The following is a 16060-nucleotide window of genomic DNA, read 5'->3' as shown; positions in this document are numbered from 1 at the left end:
TAGCGTTAAATCAATCAGCCTAAGGTGTTGTCACTGAAGCTTATGCCTTGTTCTGTAAGTGATACTGGTCGTACTGCTTTAAGTTATTGTGGCGAATCAGTGTAGCTAAGCGCTGAATGTAATCTTCTCCCAGTTCGCTATAGCGATGCAGGTGACGGATCAGTTGTTGGCTGTTCTGGGTTTTACGGGCAGCCTGTCGCAATTCTTTGTATGCGCTACCCCGTCCAAGGGTCAAAAAATAGTCGTCTATCGCGCCTAGCAGCGAATCGTATCGTTTCACATATATTTTCCTCCCCTCCCGTTGCTGGCTGGCCATCATCCGCTTTTCATTAGGATCGAATGACCAGATGCCGAACACATTATTGGCTTGGACAAAAAATCGCGAACTTCCCCAGCCAGTCTCGAGTGCCGCTTGAGCCAGTATCAAGCTGTTAGGTAGGTTGATCATCCGCTGCTTCAGTTGGCTGGGCGTTGTTACTTCATAGAGGGCCATCTGTTGATTCAGCCAAGTTTGCTCAGGGCTGGTCGGTTTTTTGCTGGCTAGAATTTTGTCGAGCTTTAGGCGCTGTTGTTGATGCTTTTGCTTGCTGATGAGGATGGCGGGTAACAGGAGTGCGATAAAACGTTGTTTTTTATCGGCGACCGGCAGTGTATCTAAGGAGACCACCGAGGTGTAAGCAATCGCGCGGGTGGGGTTGGTCAGCGGGATGATATCGGCCGCTGTTGTTAACGATTGGTAGTGAATATCGAGTTGTTGATCCGGTTTGGATTGATCGGCGATCTGTATCAGGGTGCCGAAACCAAAGGCTAAAGCGACGATAAATAGCAGCAGGGTTTGTAACGGGTTTCGCTCTGTTTGTCGCATCGTCTGTTAATCCTGATCGAGGGATAGCAGGGTTTTAGAGCCACGACCGGGGATCTCCCGCGCGAGGCGGGGTACTAAGTAGCCGGGGAGTTGATCCTGTAACTGCTGCAACAGCTGTTTGGCTTCGCTATCGGGGATATCAAAATGGGCCGCACCTTTGACCGGATCAAAGGTAAACAGATAATAGGGCAGTACGCCAATATCAAATAGTTTTTCGCTGAGACCTTTGAGAATCTCGCAGCTGTCATTGATACCCCGCAGAAGCACGGCTTGATTAAAGACCGTGACACCTGCCTGATGTAATCGTTGTACCGCGTTGGCGACCTGTTCATCGAGTTCTTGCGGGTGATTGCTGTGAATCACGGTAACGACCTTCAGACGGGTTTGTTGCAGTACCTGTGTGAGAGATTCAGTAATCCGTTGGGGTAGCACTACGGGTAGTCGGCTATGGATGCGTAGGCGAGTCAGATGGGGGATCTGTTCGAGGTCGGTAATAAACTGCTTTAAGCGGGCGTCACTGGAGACCAGCGGATCACCACCGGAAAAAATAATCTCCGTTATGCTGCTGTCCGCGGTGATATAAGCGATGATTTTTTGCCATTGCGTCGGCCCGAGGCGGTTGTCGGCATAGGGGAAGTGACGACGAAAGCAGTAGCGGCAATTAATCGCACAGGCGCCGGTGAGTATCACCAGCACTCGGCCCTTGTATTTATGAATCAACCCTTCTACTGGGTTGCTATGCATCTCCTCCAGTGGATCCTGCGTAAATCCCGGCACATCATCCATCTCTTCGCCCAGCGGGAGTACTTGTCGCAGGAGAGGATCGTTAAGGTTGCCTTTCTCAATACGGTCGAGCCAAGGGCGAGGAATGCGCATCGCAAACTCGGCATGGGCGCGATTGGCCCCCTCTAAGAGGCTTTCAGGCAGATCGAGGTAACGAATCAGCGCTTCTGGACTCTCTAAAGTCTGGCTGAGTAGGGTCTGCCAAGTGTCCGGCAACGGAATGATTGAGTTCATAGTGGATTAATTTCGCTGGAAAATTTGCTCGCATTCTCCTTTCAAGTAGAATGTGTGTCAATTTTGCGGTGGCAACAGATCACCTGAGTCTAATCTATTTCGAGATCAATATGGCAAATTACCCATCCAACCAGTTTAAAAATGGCCTGAAAGTGATGATCGAGGGTGATCCTTGTTCAATGGTAGATGTTGAATTCGTGAAACCAGGTAAAGGACAGGCGTTTACCCGCGTTAAACTGAAAAACCTGATTACCGGTCGTACCTGGGAGCGTACCTTCAAGTCGAACGAAACGGCGGAAGGGGCGGATGTCATGGATACGGATATGGAATATCTGTACTGCGATGGCGAAATGTGGCATTTCATGGACCCACAAAGCTATGAGCAAGTGGCTGCCGATAAAACAGCGATTGGCGATGCTCACCTGTGGCTGAAAGAGCAAGATAAGTGTTTGGTCACACTCTGGAACAATAATCCTATCTCTATTACGCCACCTAACTTCGTGGAGCTAGAAGTGGTTGAAACGGATCCCGGTTTGAAAGGGGATACGGCGCAGGGCGGCTCTAAACCGGCTAAGTTACAGTCTGGTGCGGTAGTGCGTGTACCACTGTTTATTGAGCAGGGCGATATCCTGAAGATCGATACCCGTTCCGGCGATTACGTTTCCCGCGCATAATAGAACCATCGCGCATTCAGCGGATCATTAATGGCAGCCTAGGCTGCCGTTTTTATGTACAGGACGTACAGTATGCCGCGGGCGCAGGGATGCGCAGGAGCGGCGATGTACAGGCGCTCTTGGGTCGGCGTATGTCGCGGGCGCAGGGATGCGCAGGAGCGGCGATGTACAGGCGCTCTTGGGTCGGCGTATGTCGCGGGCGCAGGGATGCGCAGGAGCGGCGATGTACAGGCGCTCTTGGGTCGGCGTATGCCGTGGGCACAGGGATGCGCAGGGATGCGCAGGAGCGGCAATGTACAGGCGCTCTTAGGTCGGCGTATGCCGCGGGCGCAGGGATGCGCAGGAGCGGCAATGTACAGGCGTTCTTGGGTCGGCGTATGCCACGGGTGCAGGGATGCGCAGGAGCAGCGATGTACAGGCGCTCTTGGGTCGGCGTATGCCTCGGGCGCACGCAGGAACTGCGATGAACAGCCTGCATATGTCTAGACTCTTTTGAATCAGCAAATGTAGTGGATGCAGTAGCGGCAGTTTCTGCCATTTTAGGTCCTGATCAACGAGTGATTTCCATGAGTGAACTTTGGCGGGCAACCGCACCTATTGAAAACCTGCAGCGCCGGGCCAGCATACTAGCTCAGATTCGTGCTTTTTTCGCCGAACGTCAGGTGATGGAGGTCGAAACGCCGCTGATGACAGCGGCTGCCGTGAGTGACCCCTATATCGATACCATTGAGTGTCGTTATCACCCGTTGCCGGGCCAGCAGGAACAAACGCGCTATCTGCAAAGTTCGCCTGAATATGCCATGAAACGTTTGCTGGCTTCCGGCAGTGGGGCGATCTACCAGATCTGCAAGGCGTTTCGTAACGGTGAGTGTGGTCGGCGTCATAATCCAGAATTTACCATGTTGGAGTGGTATCGCCCTGGGTTCGATCACCATCAGTTGATGGATGAGGTTGAAGCGCTGGTGGGCCCCCTTATCGGTCTCGGTGATTTTAAACGGATCAGCTACGCCGATCTATTTCGGCAATATATTCAAATAGACCTCCAATCGGTCAAGGTGAGTGAGCTGGTCGCCATTGCTCGACAGCATATCGAGGTGCAGATGGAGGATGATAACCGCGATAACTGGTTAAACCTGCTGATGTCCCATGTGATCGAACCGCAATTGGCGGATCAAGGTGCGGTGTTTGTCTATGATTATCCTGCGAGTCAGGCAGCATTAGCCCGTACGGAGCTCGATGCGGAGGGGCACTTAGTTGCCTGTCGATTTGAGCTATTTATCGGCGGAGTAGAGCTGGCGAATGGTTATTTCGAACTGACGGATAGCCGTGAGCAGGCCCAACGTTTTCAACAGGATATTCTTCAGCGGCAAACGGAGGGACTGCCGGTTAGGCCGACCGATTCATTGTTGGTGGCCGCATTGCAAAGCGGTCTGCCTGACTGTGCCGGCGTAGCTATCGGACTGGATCGGTTAGTGATGTTGGCACTAGGCACTGGCAATATTAGTGACGTGATAGCTCTGCCCTTTGAGCGGGCTTGATACTCTTTGTGGTTGAGTCTCTGCGGCTCAACGCACAAAAGGTCATGAAGGCCATCAAAAGAGTGGCCAAGGGGTATCAATCATCGGTTTTTTCTCGTTCGCAATGAGTCACCTATCGCCTATTCGTAATTTATCACCATCGCTGGCTTTATTTCTGGGTATTGACCTCTCAAAGTGAGCATAAGATCTGTCTCCCCGTCCATAACAAGCGCCTTTTAAGCTATACTGTTCATTAAGTAACCAGCAGTGGTTTTAGTGGTTTATTTATCAAAAGGCGCATATATGAGAAAAAGTCATTCCGGTTTTACGCTGATCGAGATTTTGATTGCGATAGCGGTGGTAGGTGTATTGGCTGCGATAGCGATACCGGCTTACACCAGCTATACAACCAAAGCGAAAGTGTCCGAAGGGTTTAGTATAGTAAGCCCGGTCAAGCTACGGATGGCTGATGAATTAATGCAAACGGGTGAAATCCCTGCAACTGACACGGGTTTGGGGCTTAATCTAGGGGATTATGAAACCGACTATATAGATACGGTTAGTGTTTCTGGCGGTGTTATCAGTGTTGAATATAACCTTAGTAAACTGGGTAATCATAATGTGCTCCAGTTTGTGCCTCGTTGTAATAATAACTATCTGATTGGCTGGGATTGCACATCCCCTGACGGCTCCGGTGTGTCAGCCGAGTATCTACCTACTTCCTGCGCTTCAGGTAACGGTAGCGCTTCGTTGACCTGTACTTTAGCAAGTGTTGTTAGTACCAGTGGTAGTACGGGTAGTGGTTCAACAGGTTCAACAGGTTCAACAGGTTCAACAGGTTCAACAGGTTCAACAGGTGATACCGGTTCAACAGATGCCAACGGAGACAACGGAGACAACGGAGACAACGGAGACAACGGAGACAACGGAGACAACGGAGACAACGGAGACAACGGAGACAACGGAGACAACGGAGACAACGGAGACAACGGAGACAACGGAGACAACGGAGACAACGGAGACAACGGAGACAACGGAGACAACGGAAACAACGGAAACAACGGAAACAACGGAAATAACGGAAATAACGGAAACAACGGAAACAACGGAAACAACGGAAACAACGGAAACAACGGAAACAACGGAAACAACGGAAACAACGGAAATAACGGAAACAACGGAAACAACGGAAACAACGGAAACAACGGAAACAACGGAAACAACGGAAATAACGCTGCGCAGTGTAGTAACAAAGGGCGTGATAGTTGTATTCAGTCTCAATCTTGCCAATGGCAAGGAGGACGGCGTAGTGGGAGTTGCGTGAGTATTTAAAACAGCCGTAACTTTGAAAGTCTAGGCGTAGCCAATAGATGGCTACGTCAGCTTATTGAAAACATCATACTTGTTCTACTCATAAAACAAAGTGTACTTGGTGAAGGCATTATCCACTAGGCAAGTGACTCAGCATTGCGCGGCGAATCCGGTCAACGGCTTCAATTAACATGCTGCGCGGACAACCGAAATTGAGTCGCATAAAGCGATCATCGCCGAAATCCCGTCCTGGGGACATCCCTACCCCTGCTTGCTCGAAGAAGTGAGCGGGGTTTTCCAATTTAGCGGCAGAGACATCGATCCATGCCAAATAGGTGGCTTCGACCGGATTGAGTCGTAGGCCGGGTATCTGATTGATCTCTTTGATTAAATAATCGCGGTTGCCCTTGAGGTAATCCAGCTGTTGTTGATGCCATTCGCCACCCTCTTTATAGGCCGCCATCGTTGCGGTATAACCGAGTAAATTAACGTCTGGCACGATCCCTTTACGGGTCTGTTGAAACTGTTTGCGTCGCTGTGGGTCGGGGATAATGGCAAAGGAGCAGCCGAGCCCCGCAATATTAAAGGTTTTACTGGGGGCCATCAGGGTGATCGTTTGGGCTTCGATTTCTTGGTTGAGTGATCCTAAGGGGATATGTTTGAGGCCGGGTTCCATAATCAGGTCGCAATGGATCTCATCGGAACAGACGGTTAACCCATGTTTGATACAGATATCCGCTAGCCGTTGTAACTCTTCAGCGCGGTAGACGGTGCCTCCGGGATTGTGAGGGTTGCAGAAGAGCAGCAGCGAAGTGTTGTCGGTGATGGCGTTCTCTAGGGCATCAAAATCGATTAACCAGCGTTGCTGTTGTTCGATCATCGGCACGGTGATTAAGCGGCGATCAGATAAACGGGGTGCCGACATAAAAGGAGGGTAAACCGGCTTAGCGGTGGCGACTTCATCTTGACTCACGCCGACGCTGCGGCAGGCAAGGTTAAGGCCGCATACGAGCCCCGGTAGCCAAACGAGCCACTCTTCACTAATCGACCATTGGTAAAGTGTTTGCATCCGCTCAATCACCAACTGGTTGAGTTCGGTCGGCGTGTTGGTGTAACCAAATATGCCGTGATCCACCCGCGCCTGTAGGGCTTCGATCACCGCAGGCGGGGCCATGAAGTCGGTATCGGCCACCCACATAGGTAAAATATCGGTATCGCGGTATTTTTCCCACTTTTGACTAGAGGTGGTTTGACGGTCGACTGACTGATCGAAAGGTGTGGTTAAATCTTGGTTATTATCACCGCGCTTACTCATCGGCTGTATCCCTTTAATTTAGAGGCTGACAGGCATTTATTTGTACGTCATTGAGTTGCAAATAGCCATCAGGAAGTTATATTAGTCAGAATCAGATAATATAGTGGATGCGGCCCCGATTTTCCGGCAAATTTTTACCTTTGCAACTTTCTGTTCCGCCACCTGTTGATCCCTTTTTCCGGCTTAGCAATGCCGCCTGTTTACAGCGCTGGGTATCGCCGTCGTTAATCAGTTTTGGAGTCCGGTCATGACCGATAATAACCGTGTAATTATTTTTGATACAACATTGCGTGATGGCGAACAGAGCCCCGGCGCCTCCATGACCCGTGAAGAGAAACTACGCATTGCTAAACAGCTGGAAAAGATGCGGGTCGATGTGATTGAGGCAGGCTTTGCGATCGCCTCTCCGGGGGATTTTGCCTCGGTTAAAGCGATTGCGGATACGATTAAAGACAGCACTATCTGTTCTCTATCTCGGGCGCTGGATGCGGATATCGACCGCGCCGGTGAAGCGTTAGTGAATGCTAATTCGGGGCGGATACATACCTTTATCGCCACCTCGCCGATCCATATGAAATATAAGTTGCAGATGGACCCTGATAAGGTTGTCGAGCAGGCGGTCTATGCGGTTAAACGCGCCCGTAACCTGATCAGCGATGTGGAGTTTTCTCTAGAAGATGCCAGCCGTTCTGATCTGGATTTCATGTGTCGTATTATCGAGAAGGTTATCGATGCTGGCGCCCGCACCATCAATATCCCCGATACAGTCGGCTATGCGGTTCCAGACGAGTTCGGCCATACCATCACACAACTGCTTAGCCGTATTCCCAATGCGGATAAAGCGGTTTTCTCGGTACACTGTCATAACGACTTAGGCTTGGCGGTCGCGAACTCTCTCGCGGCGGTGACGGCCGGTGCGCGGCAGGTGGAATGTACTATTAATGGTCTAGGTGAGCGGGCGGGTAATGCGTCACTCGAAGAAGTCGTTATGGCGCTGCGTACTCGTCAGGATGTGCTGGGTTTACATACCGGTATTGATGCTACGCAGATCGTTCCTGCGTCCCGTTTAGTCTCCAGTGTTACCGGTTTCCCTGTACAGCCCAATAAAGCGATTGTCGGGGCGAATGCTTTTGCCCATGAATCCGGTATTCATCAGGATGGCGTGCTGAAACATCGTGAAACCTACGAAATCATGACCGCACAAGATGTTGGCTGGAACGCCAATAAGATGGTGATGGGTAAACATTCTGGCCGTAGCGCCTTTCGTTCTCGTTTAGAGGAGTTGGGTACGACGTTTGAATCCGATGCTGAGTTGAATACCGCTTTTGCTCGATTTAAAGATTTGGCCGATAAAAAGCATGAGATTTTCGATGAAGATCTACAGGCGCTGGTGAGTGATACCCGTGCGTCACATTACGAGAAGTTTAAGCTCAGCAGTTTGGCGGTGAATTCTCAGACGGGTGAAGTGCCGTTGGCGAAAGTGACCGTTTCGATGGATGATACCGAGCAGACTGCCGAAGCCGAGGGCAGTGGCCCCGTTGATGCGGCCTTTAAAGCGATTGAAACGATCGTCGATTCGGGTGCGTCATTGGAGCTGTATTCGGTTAATGCGATTACCAGCGGTACAGACTCTCAGGGCGAAGTGACCGTGCGGTTGGAAAAAGGTGGCCGTATCGTCAATGGTTTAGGCGCCGATACCGATATTATTATCGCTTCAGCTAAGGCCTATATCCATGCATTGAATATGCTTGAATCGACGGTCGAAAAAGCGCATCCACAGGTTTAATATCGGCATTTAATTGAAGTTCAGTTGAAGTCCAGTTAACGTCCGGTTTAAGTCCGAGATTAGCCTCAGGGCACAAGGAATAGAGTATGGAGCAGTCACTGCGCAATCAGTATCTGAAAACGTTGGGTATTGCCAGTTGGCTGCCCCGTCGACAGCTACCGGGTGCTCGACCTACGCCTGACTGGGTGTGGGAGTACTGCTGGCCGGAATCGGGCGAGGCTGCCGTCGGGACGGATTCTCCGCATTCAGCACCGATTCTGAATCCGGCGGATCGTGCGAGAGCGGCGAAGCAAGCTCGGGCTGAACTCAGTGCCAGTTTTGGTGCTGAAGCGGCCAAGCCTGCTGTACCCTCAAGCGTACCGCTACCCGCTCCTGTATCCCCGATCATAGCTCCGACAACAGCCCCGACAACAGCCCCGATCTCGGCTCCAGTGAAGCCCAGGTTGCCGGTTGTCGATCCTGTCACCGCCTCTAGCCGTCCGACTGCCCCGCTCTCTGAAGCAGCGTCCGAAGATTCATCCGTCGATGAGGTCTCTTCAGTACAGACGCCACAGCGACCGTTTAAATTAGCCTTTATGCTGTATCAAGACTGTTTAGTGATCGACTCATTGCCCCCGGTATCCGCCGCGGCTAGAGCATCATTGAATAGTGGTCAGGCGGATGCTCATCATCAAATCCTCTTGGATAAGATTCTCCGCTCGTTAGGATTGTCCGGCGGCAGTGCCCGTGAATATCACACCCTGCCTTGGCCGATGTTTGCCAGTAAATCCCTCGATCAGGGTGCAGAACAAGCACGTCTGACCGTGCAGCATAAGCTCAAGAAAAGTCTGCAAAAATCCCCCGTGGCCACGGTTCTGTTGTTGGGTGAAGCCGCCGCACAGATGGTGTTGGAGCGGGAAGAGCCGCTAGAGCAGCTGCGAGGCATGTTATTCAGTTTGCGCTCTGATGTTAAAACCTTGGCGTCTGCTAGCCTCACCGAGATGATGATGTTGCCGGGGTGTAAACGGGATGTCTGGAGTGATTTGCAGCCGTTATTAAACCATTTGCACACCCGAGTGGGCGATGAATAAGCAAAATCTACGCACCCTGCAAGAAACTGATTTGGCCGCACTGTCGGCACTGGAAGCGTGCTGTTTTGATCCGCCTTGGTCGGATAAGTTATTAACCTCCTATCTGTCCGGCGAGCGTTATCTCTGTTTTGGTCTGTGGCAGGCTGAACAGTTGATAGGCTTTGCTTTGTTATCGACCGTATTGGATGAAGCCGAGCTGCTGCAGATTGGCGTTCACCCTGAGTGTCGTGGTCAAGGTGCGGCGGGTGAACTGTTACAGTACGTACATGCTCAGCTTGAGGGGCAGGGGATTTGTCGTTGTTTGTTAGAGGTGCGCAGCGGTAATCATGCGGCACTGAAACTGTATAGCCGTTTAGCCTATCAGCAGGATGGTATCCGCAAAGGCTATTATCCCACGGCTAACGGTAGTGAAGATGCTGTTTTAATGAGCTGTAACAATCTCCTAAACTCTTCGATAAGTTAAACTTCGGTCTGCGCGCGGTCGATGGTTAACGGTAAAACGGCAGTCGCCCTAAAAATAACGTTTAGGTCTTGGCGGTTTAAGCGATAAGGGTTAATAAGGGCTTCATTAACGGATTTTTCTATGAATTTAACGTCAGATATTATTACGGGCTTCTGGTTTTGGTTTGCCCAAGCCGGTTATTTTCTGCTGCTGGGCATGGCTATCTGGACGGCGCCTTGGTCGACCCTTGTTAGTAATCGCCAACTACAGCATCTATTTCTCGGGACGACGGTAGGATTGGTCGTGTTGTGGCAGTTGCGCGCGGGTATTACGCCGGGGTTAGGTATCCACTTTCTCGGTGTGACTGTGCTGACGCTGATGTTTGGTTGGAATTTGGCGATTTTATCCGCCAGTATGGCGTTGTTAGGCACCACCTTAATGGGGCAAGAAAGCTGGCATGGTTTTGCCGTGAATGGGCTTTGTACTATCGTGATTCCAGCGCTGCTGAGTTATCTTATTTTACGACAGGTCGAGGCGCGACTACCTCCTAACTTCTTTGTCTATCTGTTTCTCTGTGCTTTTCTTGGTGCCGGTGCGGCAACCTTAGCGGGGGGGCTGAGTATGGGCTTTCTGTTATGGATCGATGATGTTTATAGTGGCGAGAAAATCTATCGTGAGTATATACAGATACTGCCATTAATTGCTTTTCCGGAAGGCTTGCTTAACGGCATTATCATGACCGGTATGATGGTGTTCTATCCCGATTGGATTCGCACCTTCGATGCTAAAAAGTATATCGACGATCAATAATAAACCCTTAGTGCTCCTCTCTAACGGGGCGCTTCTGTAGTTTGCGTTGCAACGTGCGCCGGTGCATCCCTAAAGCCCGCGCAGTGGCTGAGATATTACCCTCATGCTCGGTGAGCACCTTTTGAATATGTTCCCACTCTAAGCGTCCAACCGACATCGGCTTATCGGCTATCTCAACGTCAGGGTCCGGTGCAGCGCCTTTGAGCTTGGCTAATATCTGATCCGTATCCGCAGGCTTTGCTAGATAATCGGTAGCGCCTAGTTTAATCGCTTCAACGGCGGTAGAGATGCTGGCATAGCCGGTTAGTATCAGGATGCGAATATCCGGATTCACGGTTTTTAGTTGGGGGATCAGGGTGATACCTGAAGCGCCATCCATTTTGAGGTCTAAGGTGGCTAGATCGGGCCTGAAGGTCTCCAGCATTGTGAGTGCCTGTTCTGCTGAGCCGGCAATCGCGGTTTCGTATCCCCGTCGTTTGATCGCTCGGCTTAGCACCCGAGAGAAGGTTTCGTCATCATCCACGATCAGAAAGCGTAAAGCGGTTGAGTTAGTGTCCATTCTGAGGATTCTCGTTGATTATCGGTAGTTTAACTTCGGTCAGTGTGCCGCCCTGAGGGTGGTTAAATAAGCAGACTTCACCGCCATAACTGTCGAGCGCGCTGGCGGTCAGGAATAACCCGATACCTAAGCCTTTACCCTTAGTGGTGATAAACGGGCTACCTAACTTTTCCGCTTGTTCTAGCGGGATACCCGGCCCTTGGTCACGAATGGTAAAGAGTATTTGCTGTGAATCCGAGCTGACCTCGATCTGTAGTGGTTGATCAGACGCATCGGCCGCATTATTCAATAGATTGATAAACGCCTGCTGTAGGGGGATGGAGCTGAAGACGGTGGGCTCCCCTGTTAAATGGATGACGGGCGGATTGAAATGAGCCGTCGGCCGCATGAGTTGCCAGCGATCCATGATCTCGTCGAAAAACTGCTTGGCGGGTAACGCCCGTGACTCTTGTTGTTCCTGGCGCACGGATTCCGCGAGCTGTTTTAATCGGTCGGCGCAGTTTTCAACCTGAGATTGCAGAATATCAATGTCGTCTAATAGTTCGCTATCATCGCTATGGTCAAGTTTCATTTCGTGCAGTAGCACGCGCATGGTCGCCAGTGGCGTACCCATCTCATGGGCAGTGCCAGCCGCCATGGTGGCGAGTGATAGCAGTTGCTGGTTACGTAGGTTGGATTCTCTAGCCTGCTTGAGCTTGTGCTCCTGACGTTGCAGATTTTCGCGGATATTGACCACAAACCAGGTAATCAGAATGGTGGTCAGGATAAAATTAATCCACATGCCGATTAAGTGAAGGTTTAATAATGCCGCCGCTTGATGCTGATGGCCCGTATCTGGCAGTGTGATGGGAATAAAAAAGCGCATCAGCAGGGTGTAACTGAGGGTCACAAAGAGCGCGGTTAGCCAGGTGTATTGGCGCTGCAGTGAGGTGGCACTGATAATCAGCGGAATCAGTAGCAAGGCTGAAAAGGGGTTGCCCACACCCCCCATCTGATACAGCAGGCAGACATAGAAGGCGATGTCGGCCACCAGTTGAAAGAAAAATTCGAGCTGCGTCAGGGGTAGCGGCGAGTTAAGCCGTAAAAGGGAGAGTAAGTTGAGTAGCGCCATCGCCAGCAAAGCAAAGGCGATGAGCCAAAAATTGAGGCTGACATGAAGGCCAAAAAATAGGTAAAGCAGTAAGCCGCTCTGCCCAAAAATGGTGACCGTACGGATATAACTTAGCTGTAACAGCTGGTGGCGAGTATTGCTGGTGTAGTTCATAGCGTTAGCTTGGCAGAAAGGGAAATTATAACCAAGAGGCGTAGGTCACGGATGTGGCAGATTGTCGCACGGTTTTTAGTCTGAAAGGGGGCCGAGGGGTTATATTGTTAAATATTATGGCCAACTCTCTTTAACGCGGTTGCACTCTGTTGATTTAACCGCTACAAAACGTTGCTATAACGATGACAGATTATTAACGGGTCTGATGATGAAACGGAACAGCTTTACACTTCTGCTATCCCTTTTTTGGCTGGCTGCATCCTCGAGCTATGCTGAGGATTTACCGCTGAACTGCGAAGCGGGGGAGGTGCCGGCGTTTGTCATCACCTATGATCATTACGTGACGAGACTGATTGATAAGCAACCCGATAGACAGGCTCGTCAGGTCGTCACAGCAACGGCTGAGACACGCTACTACGCCGAGACGGGGCAGATGTTAGAAGCTGCGGCTCGCGAACGTGGTGAAACCCTTTATACGCCCTACCAAAAGGAACGTTGGGAAACGGCTGATGCGGTATATACCTACCTCTCAACGGGTGATATCGCAAGAGTGCGACGACATCCGCTGATTGACATAAGCCAAACCCCTTATGCTCTACCTGCCAAGCACGAGACCTTGAAAACGATTGCGGGTTATCAGTGTGACTGGCATGAAGAAGATATTGTCGGGGTGCAAACCACTCAGCGTTGTGAGGCGGTATTTTATGGCTGGGTAACACCGCTTTATAGTCGAAAAATGGCAGAGGGGCGGGATGTTTTGTTATCCGAAGCTACCGATATCCATCAGCGTTGTATTAAAAAAGAGAGCTTATATGTGCCTCAAGACAAACCCTGGAAGTTCTCTGAATAAAGCCTCGCTTGATGAGATAGGGTTGATTAAGTGGGTCGACGTCATCAGGTAGTCTTATGCTATCGGTTGATTGCAGTATACTGTTGCGCGGGGCGGGTGCTTTATTGATATCGCTGGCCTTTCCTCATTCATTCAAAGGGATCTTGTAGGCCTATGTTTAATATTCCAATCCACTCATTTTATCTGATGCTGTTAGTCATTGTGCTGCTCATCAGCGGTAGTGTGATCAGTTACCGTTTGCAACAACGTCATCCTGAAAAAGATTACACTGAGTTACGCCAGCGGGTGCAATCTTGGTGGATGATGATCGGTATCCTCTTTGCGGCACTGCTATTTAATCAGACGCTAGCGGTCGCTTTCTTTGGTTTGATCAGCTTTCTTGCCCTGAAAGAGTTTCTCTCTATCGTGCCTACTCGGCAAAATGATCGTCGGGTTATTTTCTGGGCGTATCTCGCTATTCCATTACAGTATTACTGGGTGGGAAGTGGTTGGTATGGCATGTTTATTATCTTTATTCCGATCTATATTTTCCTGCTGTTGCCGGTGCGGATGGTACTGCTAGGCGAAACCCGCGGGTTTATCCATTCGGCGGGTATTCTGCACTGGGCCACGATGCTGACGGTTTATTGCATCAGTCATATCGCTTACCTGTTGATGCTGCCGGTGCAGAATGAAGCCGCCGGTTATATTGGTCCGGTGCTGTTTTTGCTGTTTATGACGCAATTTAACGATGTTTGTCAGTATATTTGGGGCAAGATGCTGGGCCGACACAAAATTATTCCGAAGGTTAGCCCTAATAAAACCTGGGAAGGGTTTCTCGGCGGTGTGGTGAGTATTACCTTGATCTCAGGATTCATCGGTCCTTTGTTGACCCCTCTGCTGTGGTGGGAGTCATTCATTGCGGGGATGTTAATCAGTGTCAGTGGCTTCTTTGGTGATGTCGTTATCTCCTCGGTGAAGCGAGACCTGCGGATTAAAGATACCGGCCGCTTAATACCGGGCCATGGTGGTATTTTGGATCGGATGGATAGTTTGATGTTCACCGCGCCGCTATTCTTTCATTTTCTCTTCTATAGCCACTATTAATTATCGGAAGCCGTCCCATGGATAGAGTTATTAAGGTGTTATTTTTTGCGCTGCTGGTAAAACCGGTTGTTCTGCTGTTGTTAGGGCTCAATATTATCGGGCGGGATAACCTACCGAAAAAAGGCCCCGCGATCGTGATTGCGAACCATAATAGCCATCTCGATACGTTAGTGTTGTTGAGTCTCTTCCCGTTATCGGTGATCCATAAGGTGAGGCCCGTTGCGGCGGCCGATTATTTCTTGGGTAACGGTGGATTGCTGGCGTGGATTGCCTTGAAATGCATCGGTATTATTCCTCTGGATCGCAGCGGTGGCGCCGATCGGGAAGTGCTGTTTAGTGGTTGCACAAGGGCATTGAGTGAAGGGGATATTCTGGTGCTATTTCCCGAAGGGAGCCGCGGCAAGCCTGAACAGATGAGTCGCCTAAAAAAAGGTATCTACTATCTGATAAAAGAGCGGGCGGATATCCCTGTTGTGCCGGCGATGTTGCACGGTCTTGGCAGAGCCTTGCCGAAAGGTGAAGCATTGCTCGTGCCCTTTAATTGCGATGTAGTTATTGGCGAAAACCTCACCGAGCGCGAAACAGCGGCGGGCTTTATGAACTCAGCCACGGCATCATTTCAACAGCTGTCTGAATATTGTATTACCCTCTCCTCTACCGAATCAGCCGAGGACAAAACGCTTTAAATGGCATCTGTTGGGGCGCTGTCTTTCACTTCCTTTAATGCGGCTTTGGCGCGGTTAATAATGGTTAGGCAAAGGAGTGCGATAATTAACAGTAAGACGAGCGTGCTCCAGCCGCCAGGGTTGATGCCCACGGCATAGAGAAATCCCAGGACGCCGAAAAATAGGGCACGATCACTTTTACCTGAAGGGCCGTCATAGCGGCGGCTGGCACCGATCTGAATCGCGACCACACCGATCATCTCACTCATCACTGCCAGCAGTGTCAATATCACCAAGAGAGGAGCATTAACGCCAGGTAGGGCGGCAAATGCGAGGAATAGCGCGCTATCGGAAACAACGTCACCCATTTCATTGAGAATGGCGCCTTCCGGTGTGGCCATATTATGTTCTCGGGCGAGCATGCCATCGATATTATTCAGCGCCATCCGAATAAACATCCATACCGGAATGCTGAGCCAGATAAGGGGCGTAGCGGTGTCGGTTTCGATAAAATACAGCCCGCCGGCCAGTACAATTGATCCGAGCAGGGCGGCAATCGTCACCTGATTGGCGGTAACGCCTTTGTGAGCAAGGTAATTAGTGATCGGACGTAATCGATCTGAAAAAGCACTTTTTAACTGATAAACACTGGGCATTAATATTCCTTAAGTACTGTTCGATCGTTTTATCTGCCAGTTTCTCAGGAATCTAGGCTGAGTCAATAGCTTTCGGTTGTGGATTTTGTGCTGATCGGCGAAAATAGCGCCCATTCTATTTTTAAGTCACTGCGGTGTGCTTTGCAGGGCTGTTGCCACAATAACCGGATCTC

General features: G+C 50.5%; 16 protein-coding genes. 10 read left to right on the top strand and 6 right to left on the bottom strand.

What is annotated here, in order from left to right; genetic code table 11:
* Positions 1-40: 40 nt before the first annotated feature.
* Together EH243_RS04975 and epmB are read right to left on the bottom strand one after the other, a co-directional pair.
* Entirely contained in the window at positions 41-865 is an 825-nt protein-coding gene (locus tag EH243_RS04975; protein ID WP_126157538.1) for a glucosaminidase domain-containing protein, read from the bottom strand.
* Between the two features lie 6 nt (positions 866-871).
* Positions 872-1882 (bottom strand): EF-P beta-lysylation protein EpmB, encoded by a 1011-nt coding sequence (gene epmB, locus EH243_RS04970; RefSeq protein ID WP_126157537.1) that lies wholly within the window; start codon positions 1880-1882, stop codon positions 872-874.
* A gap of 110 nt (positions 1883-1992) precedes the next feature.
* On the opposite strand from epmB, the gene efp reads away from it, so the two are divergent.
* From efp to EH243_RS04955, 3 genes are all read left to right on the top strand, one after another.
* Positions 1993-2556: an elongation factor P gene (gene efp / locus EH243_RS04965; RefSeq protein WP_126157536.1), complete on the top strand. Its 564-nt coding sequence runs from the start codon at positions 1993-1995 to the stop codon at positions 2554-2556.
* Between the two features lie 566 nt (positions 2557-3122).
* Positions 3123-4094, top strand: a complete 972-nt coding sequence (gene epmA / locus EH243_RS04960) for an EF-P lysine aminoacylase EpmA (RefSeq protein WP_126157535.1) — start codon at positions 3123-3125, stop codon at positions 4092-4094.
* Positions 4095-4376: 282 nt separating this feature from the next.
* Positions 4377-5405, top strand: coding sequence for a pilin (locus tag EH243_RS04955; protein ID WP_126157534.1), 1029 nt, complete (start codon positions 4377-4379; stop codon positions 5403-5405).
* A 109-nt stretch (positions 5406-5514) separates the two neighbouring features.
* On the opposite strand, the gene EH243_RS04950 is transcribed toward EH243_RS04955, so the two are convergent.
* A complete protein-coding gene (locus EH243_RS04950; protein ID WP_126157533.1) occupies positions 5515-6699 on the bottom strand; it encodes a MalY/PatB family protein in 1185 nt (394 codons plus the stop codon).
* A gap of 247 nt (positions 6700-6946) precedes the next feature.
* Between EH243_RS04950 and EH243_RS04945 the strand changes: the two genes are divergently transcribed.
* The 4 genes from EH243_RS04945 to EH243_RS04930 all read left to right on the top strand — a co-directional run bounded on the left by EH243_RS04945 (position 6947) and on the right by EH243_RS04930 (position 10807).
* Positions 6947-8485 carry a 2-isopropylmalate synthase gene (locus EH243_RS04945; protein WP_126157532.1) on the top strand — a complete coding sequence of 513 codons (1539 nt, stop codon included), beginning with the start codon at positions 6947-6949 and terminating at the stop codon, positions 8483-8485.
* 86 nt (positions 8486-8571) lie between these two features.
* Positions 8572-9555, top strand: a complete 984-nt coding sequence (locus EH243_RS04940) for a uracil-DNA glycosylase family protein (protein WP_126157531.1) — start codon at positions 8572-8574, stop codon at positions 9553-9555.
* Positions 9548-10018: a ribosomal protein S18-alanine N-acetyltransferase gene (rimI, locus tag EH243_RS04935; RefSeq protein ID WP_126157530.1), complete on the top strand. Its 471-nt coding sequence runs from the start codon at positions 9548-9550 to the stop codon at positions 10016-10018. Before EH243_RS04940 ends, rimI begins: the two co-directional genes overlap by 8 nt.
* A gap of 120 nt (positions 10019-10138) precedes the next feature.
* Positions 10139-10807 (top strand): energy-coupling factor ABC transporter permease, encoded by a 669-nt coding sequence (locus tag EH243_RS04930; protein WP_126157529.1) that lies wholly within the window; start codon positions 10139-10141, stop codon positions 10805-10807.
* Positions 10808-10814: 7 nt separating this feature from the next.
* On the opposite strand, the gene EH243_RS04925 is transcribed toward EH243_RS04930, so the two are convergent.
* On the bottom strand, positions 10815-11366 hold the full coding sequence (locus EH243_RS04925; RefSeq protein ID WP_126157528.1) for a response regulator transcription factor: 552 nt from the start codon (positions 11364-11366) through the stop codon (positions 10815-10817).
* A complete protein-coding gene (locus EH243_RS04920) occupies positions 11356-12630 on the bottom strand; it encodes an ATP-binding protein (protein ID WP_126157527.1) in 1275 nt (424 codons plus the stop codon). Before EH243_RS04920 ends, EH243_RS04925 begins: the two co-directional genes overlap by 11 nt.
* Positions 12631-12838: 208 nt before the next feature.
* Here EH243_RS04920 and EH243_RS04915 point away from each other — a divergent pair, with 208 nt between their 5' ends.
* The 3 genes from EH243_RS04915 to EH243_RS04905 all read left to right on the top strand — a co-directional run bounded on the left by EH243_RS04915 (position 12839) and on the right by EH243_RS04905 (position 15252).
* A complete protein-coding gene (locus EH243_RS04915; RefSeq protein ID WP_126157526.1) occupies positions 12839-13480 on the top strand; it encodes a hypothetical protein in 642 nt (213 codons plus the stop codon).
* 153 nt (positions 13481-13633) lie between these two features.
* Positions 13634-14566 (top strand): phosphatidate cytidylyltransferase, encoded by a 933-nt coding sequence (locus EH243_RS04910; RefSeq protein WP_126157525.1) that lies wholly within the window; start codon positions 13634-13636, stop codon positions 14564-14566.
* Positions 14567-14583: 17 nt separating this feature from the next.
* Positions 14584-15252 (top strand): lysophospholipid acyltransferase family protein, encoded by a 669-nt coding sequence (locus EH243_RS04905; protein ID WP_126157524.1) that lies wholly within the window; start codon positions 14584-14586, stop codon positions 15250-15252.
* Here EH243_RS04905 and EH243_RS04900 read toward each other — a convergent pair.
* On the bottom strand, positions 15249-15887 hold the full coding sequence (locus tag EH243_RS04900; RefSeq protein WP_126157523.1) for a CDP-alcohol phosphatidyltransferase family protein: 639 nt from the start codon (positions 15885-15887) through the stop codon (positions 15249-15251). The two genes, EH243_RS04905 and EH243_RS04900, sit on opposite strands and share 4 nt — an antisense overlap.
* Positions 15888-16060 lie beyond the last annotated feature (173 nt).

The sequence above is a fragment of the Amphritea opalescens genome (assembly GCF_003957515.1).
Lineage (GTDB): Bacteria > Pseudomonadota > Gammaproteobacteria > Pseudomonadales > Balneatricaceae > Amphritea > Amphritea opalescens.
The sequence above is the reverse complement of the archived record's forward strand: the minus strand, read 5'-3'. Positions and strand labels throughout refer to the sequence as shown.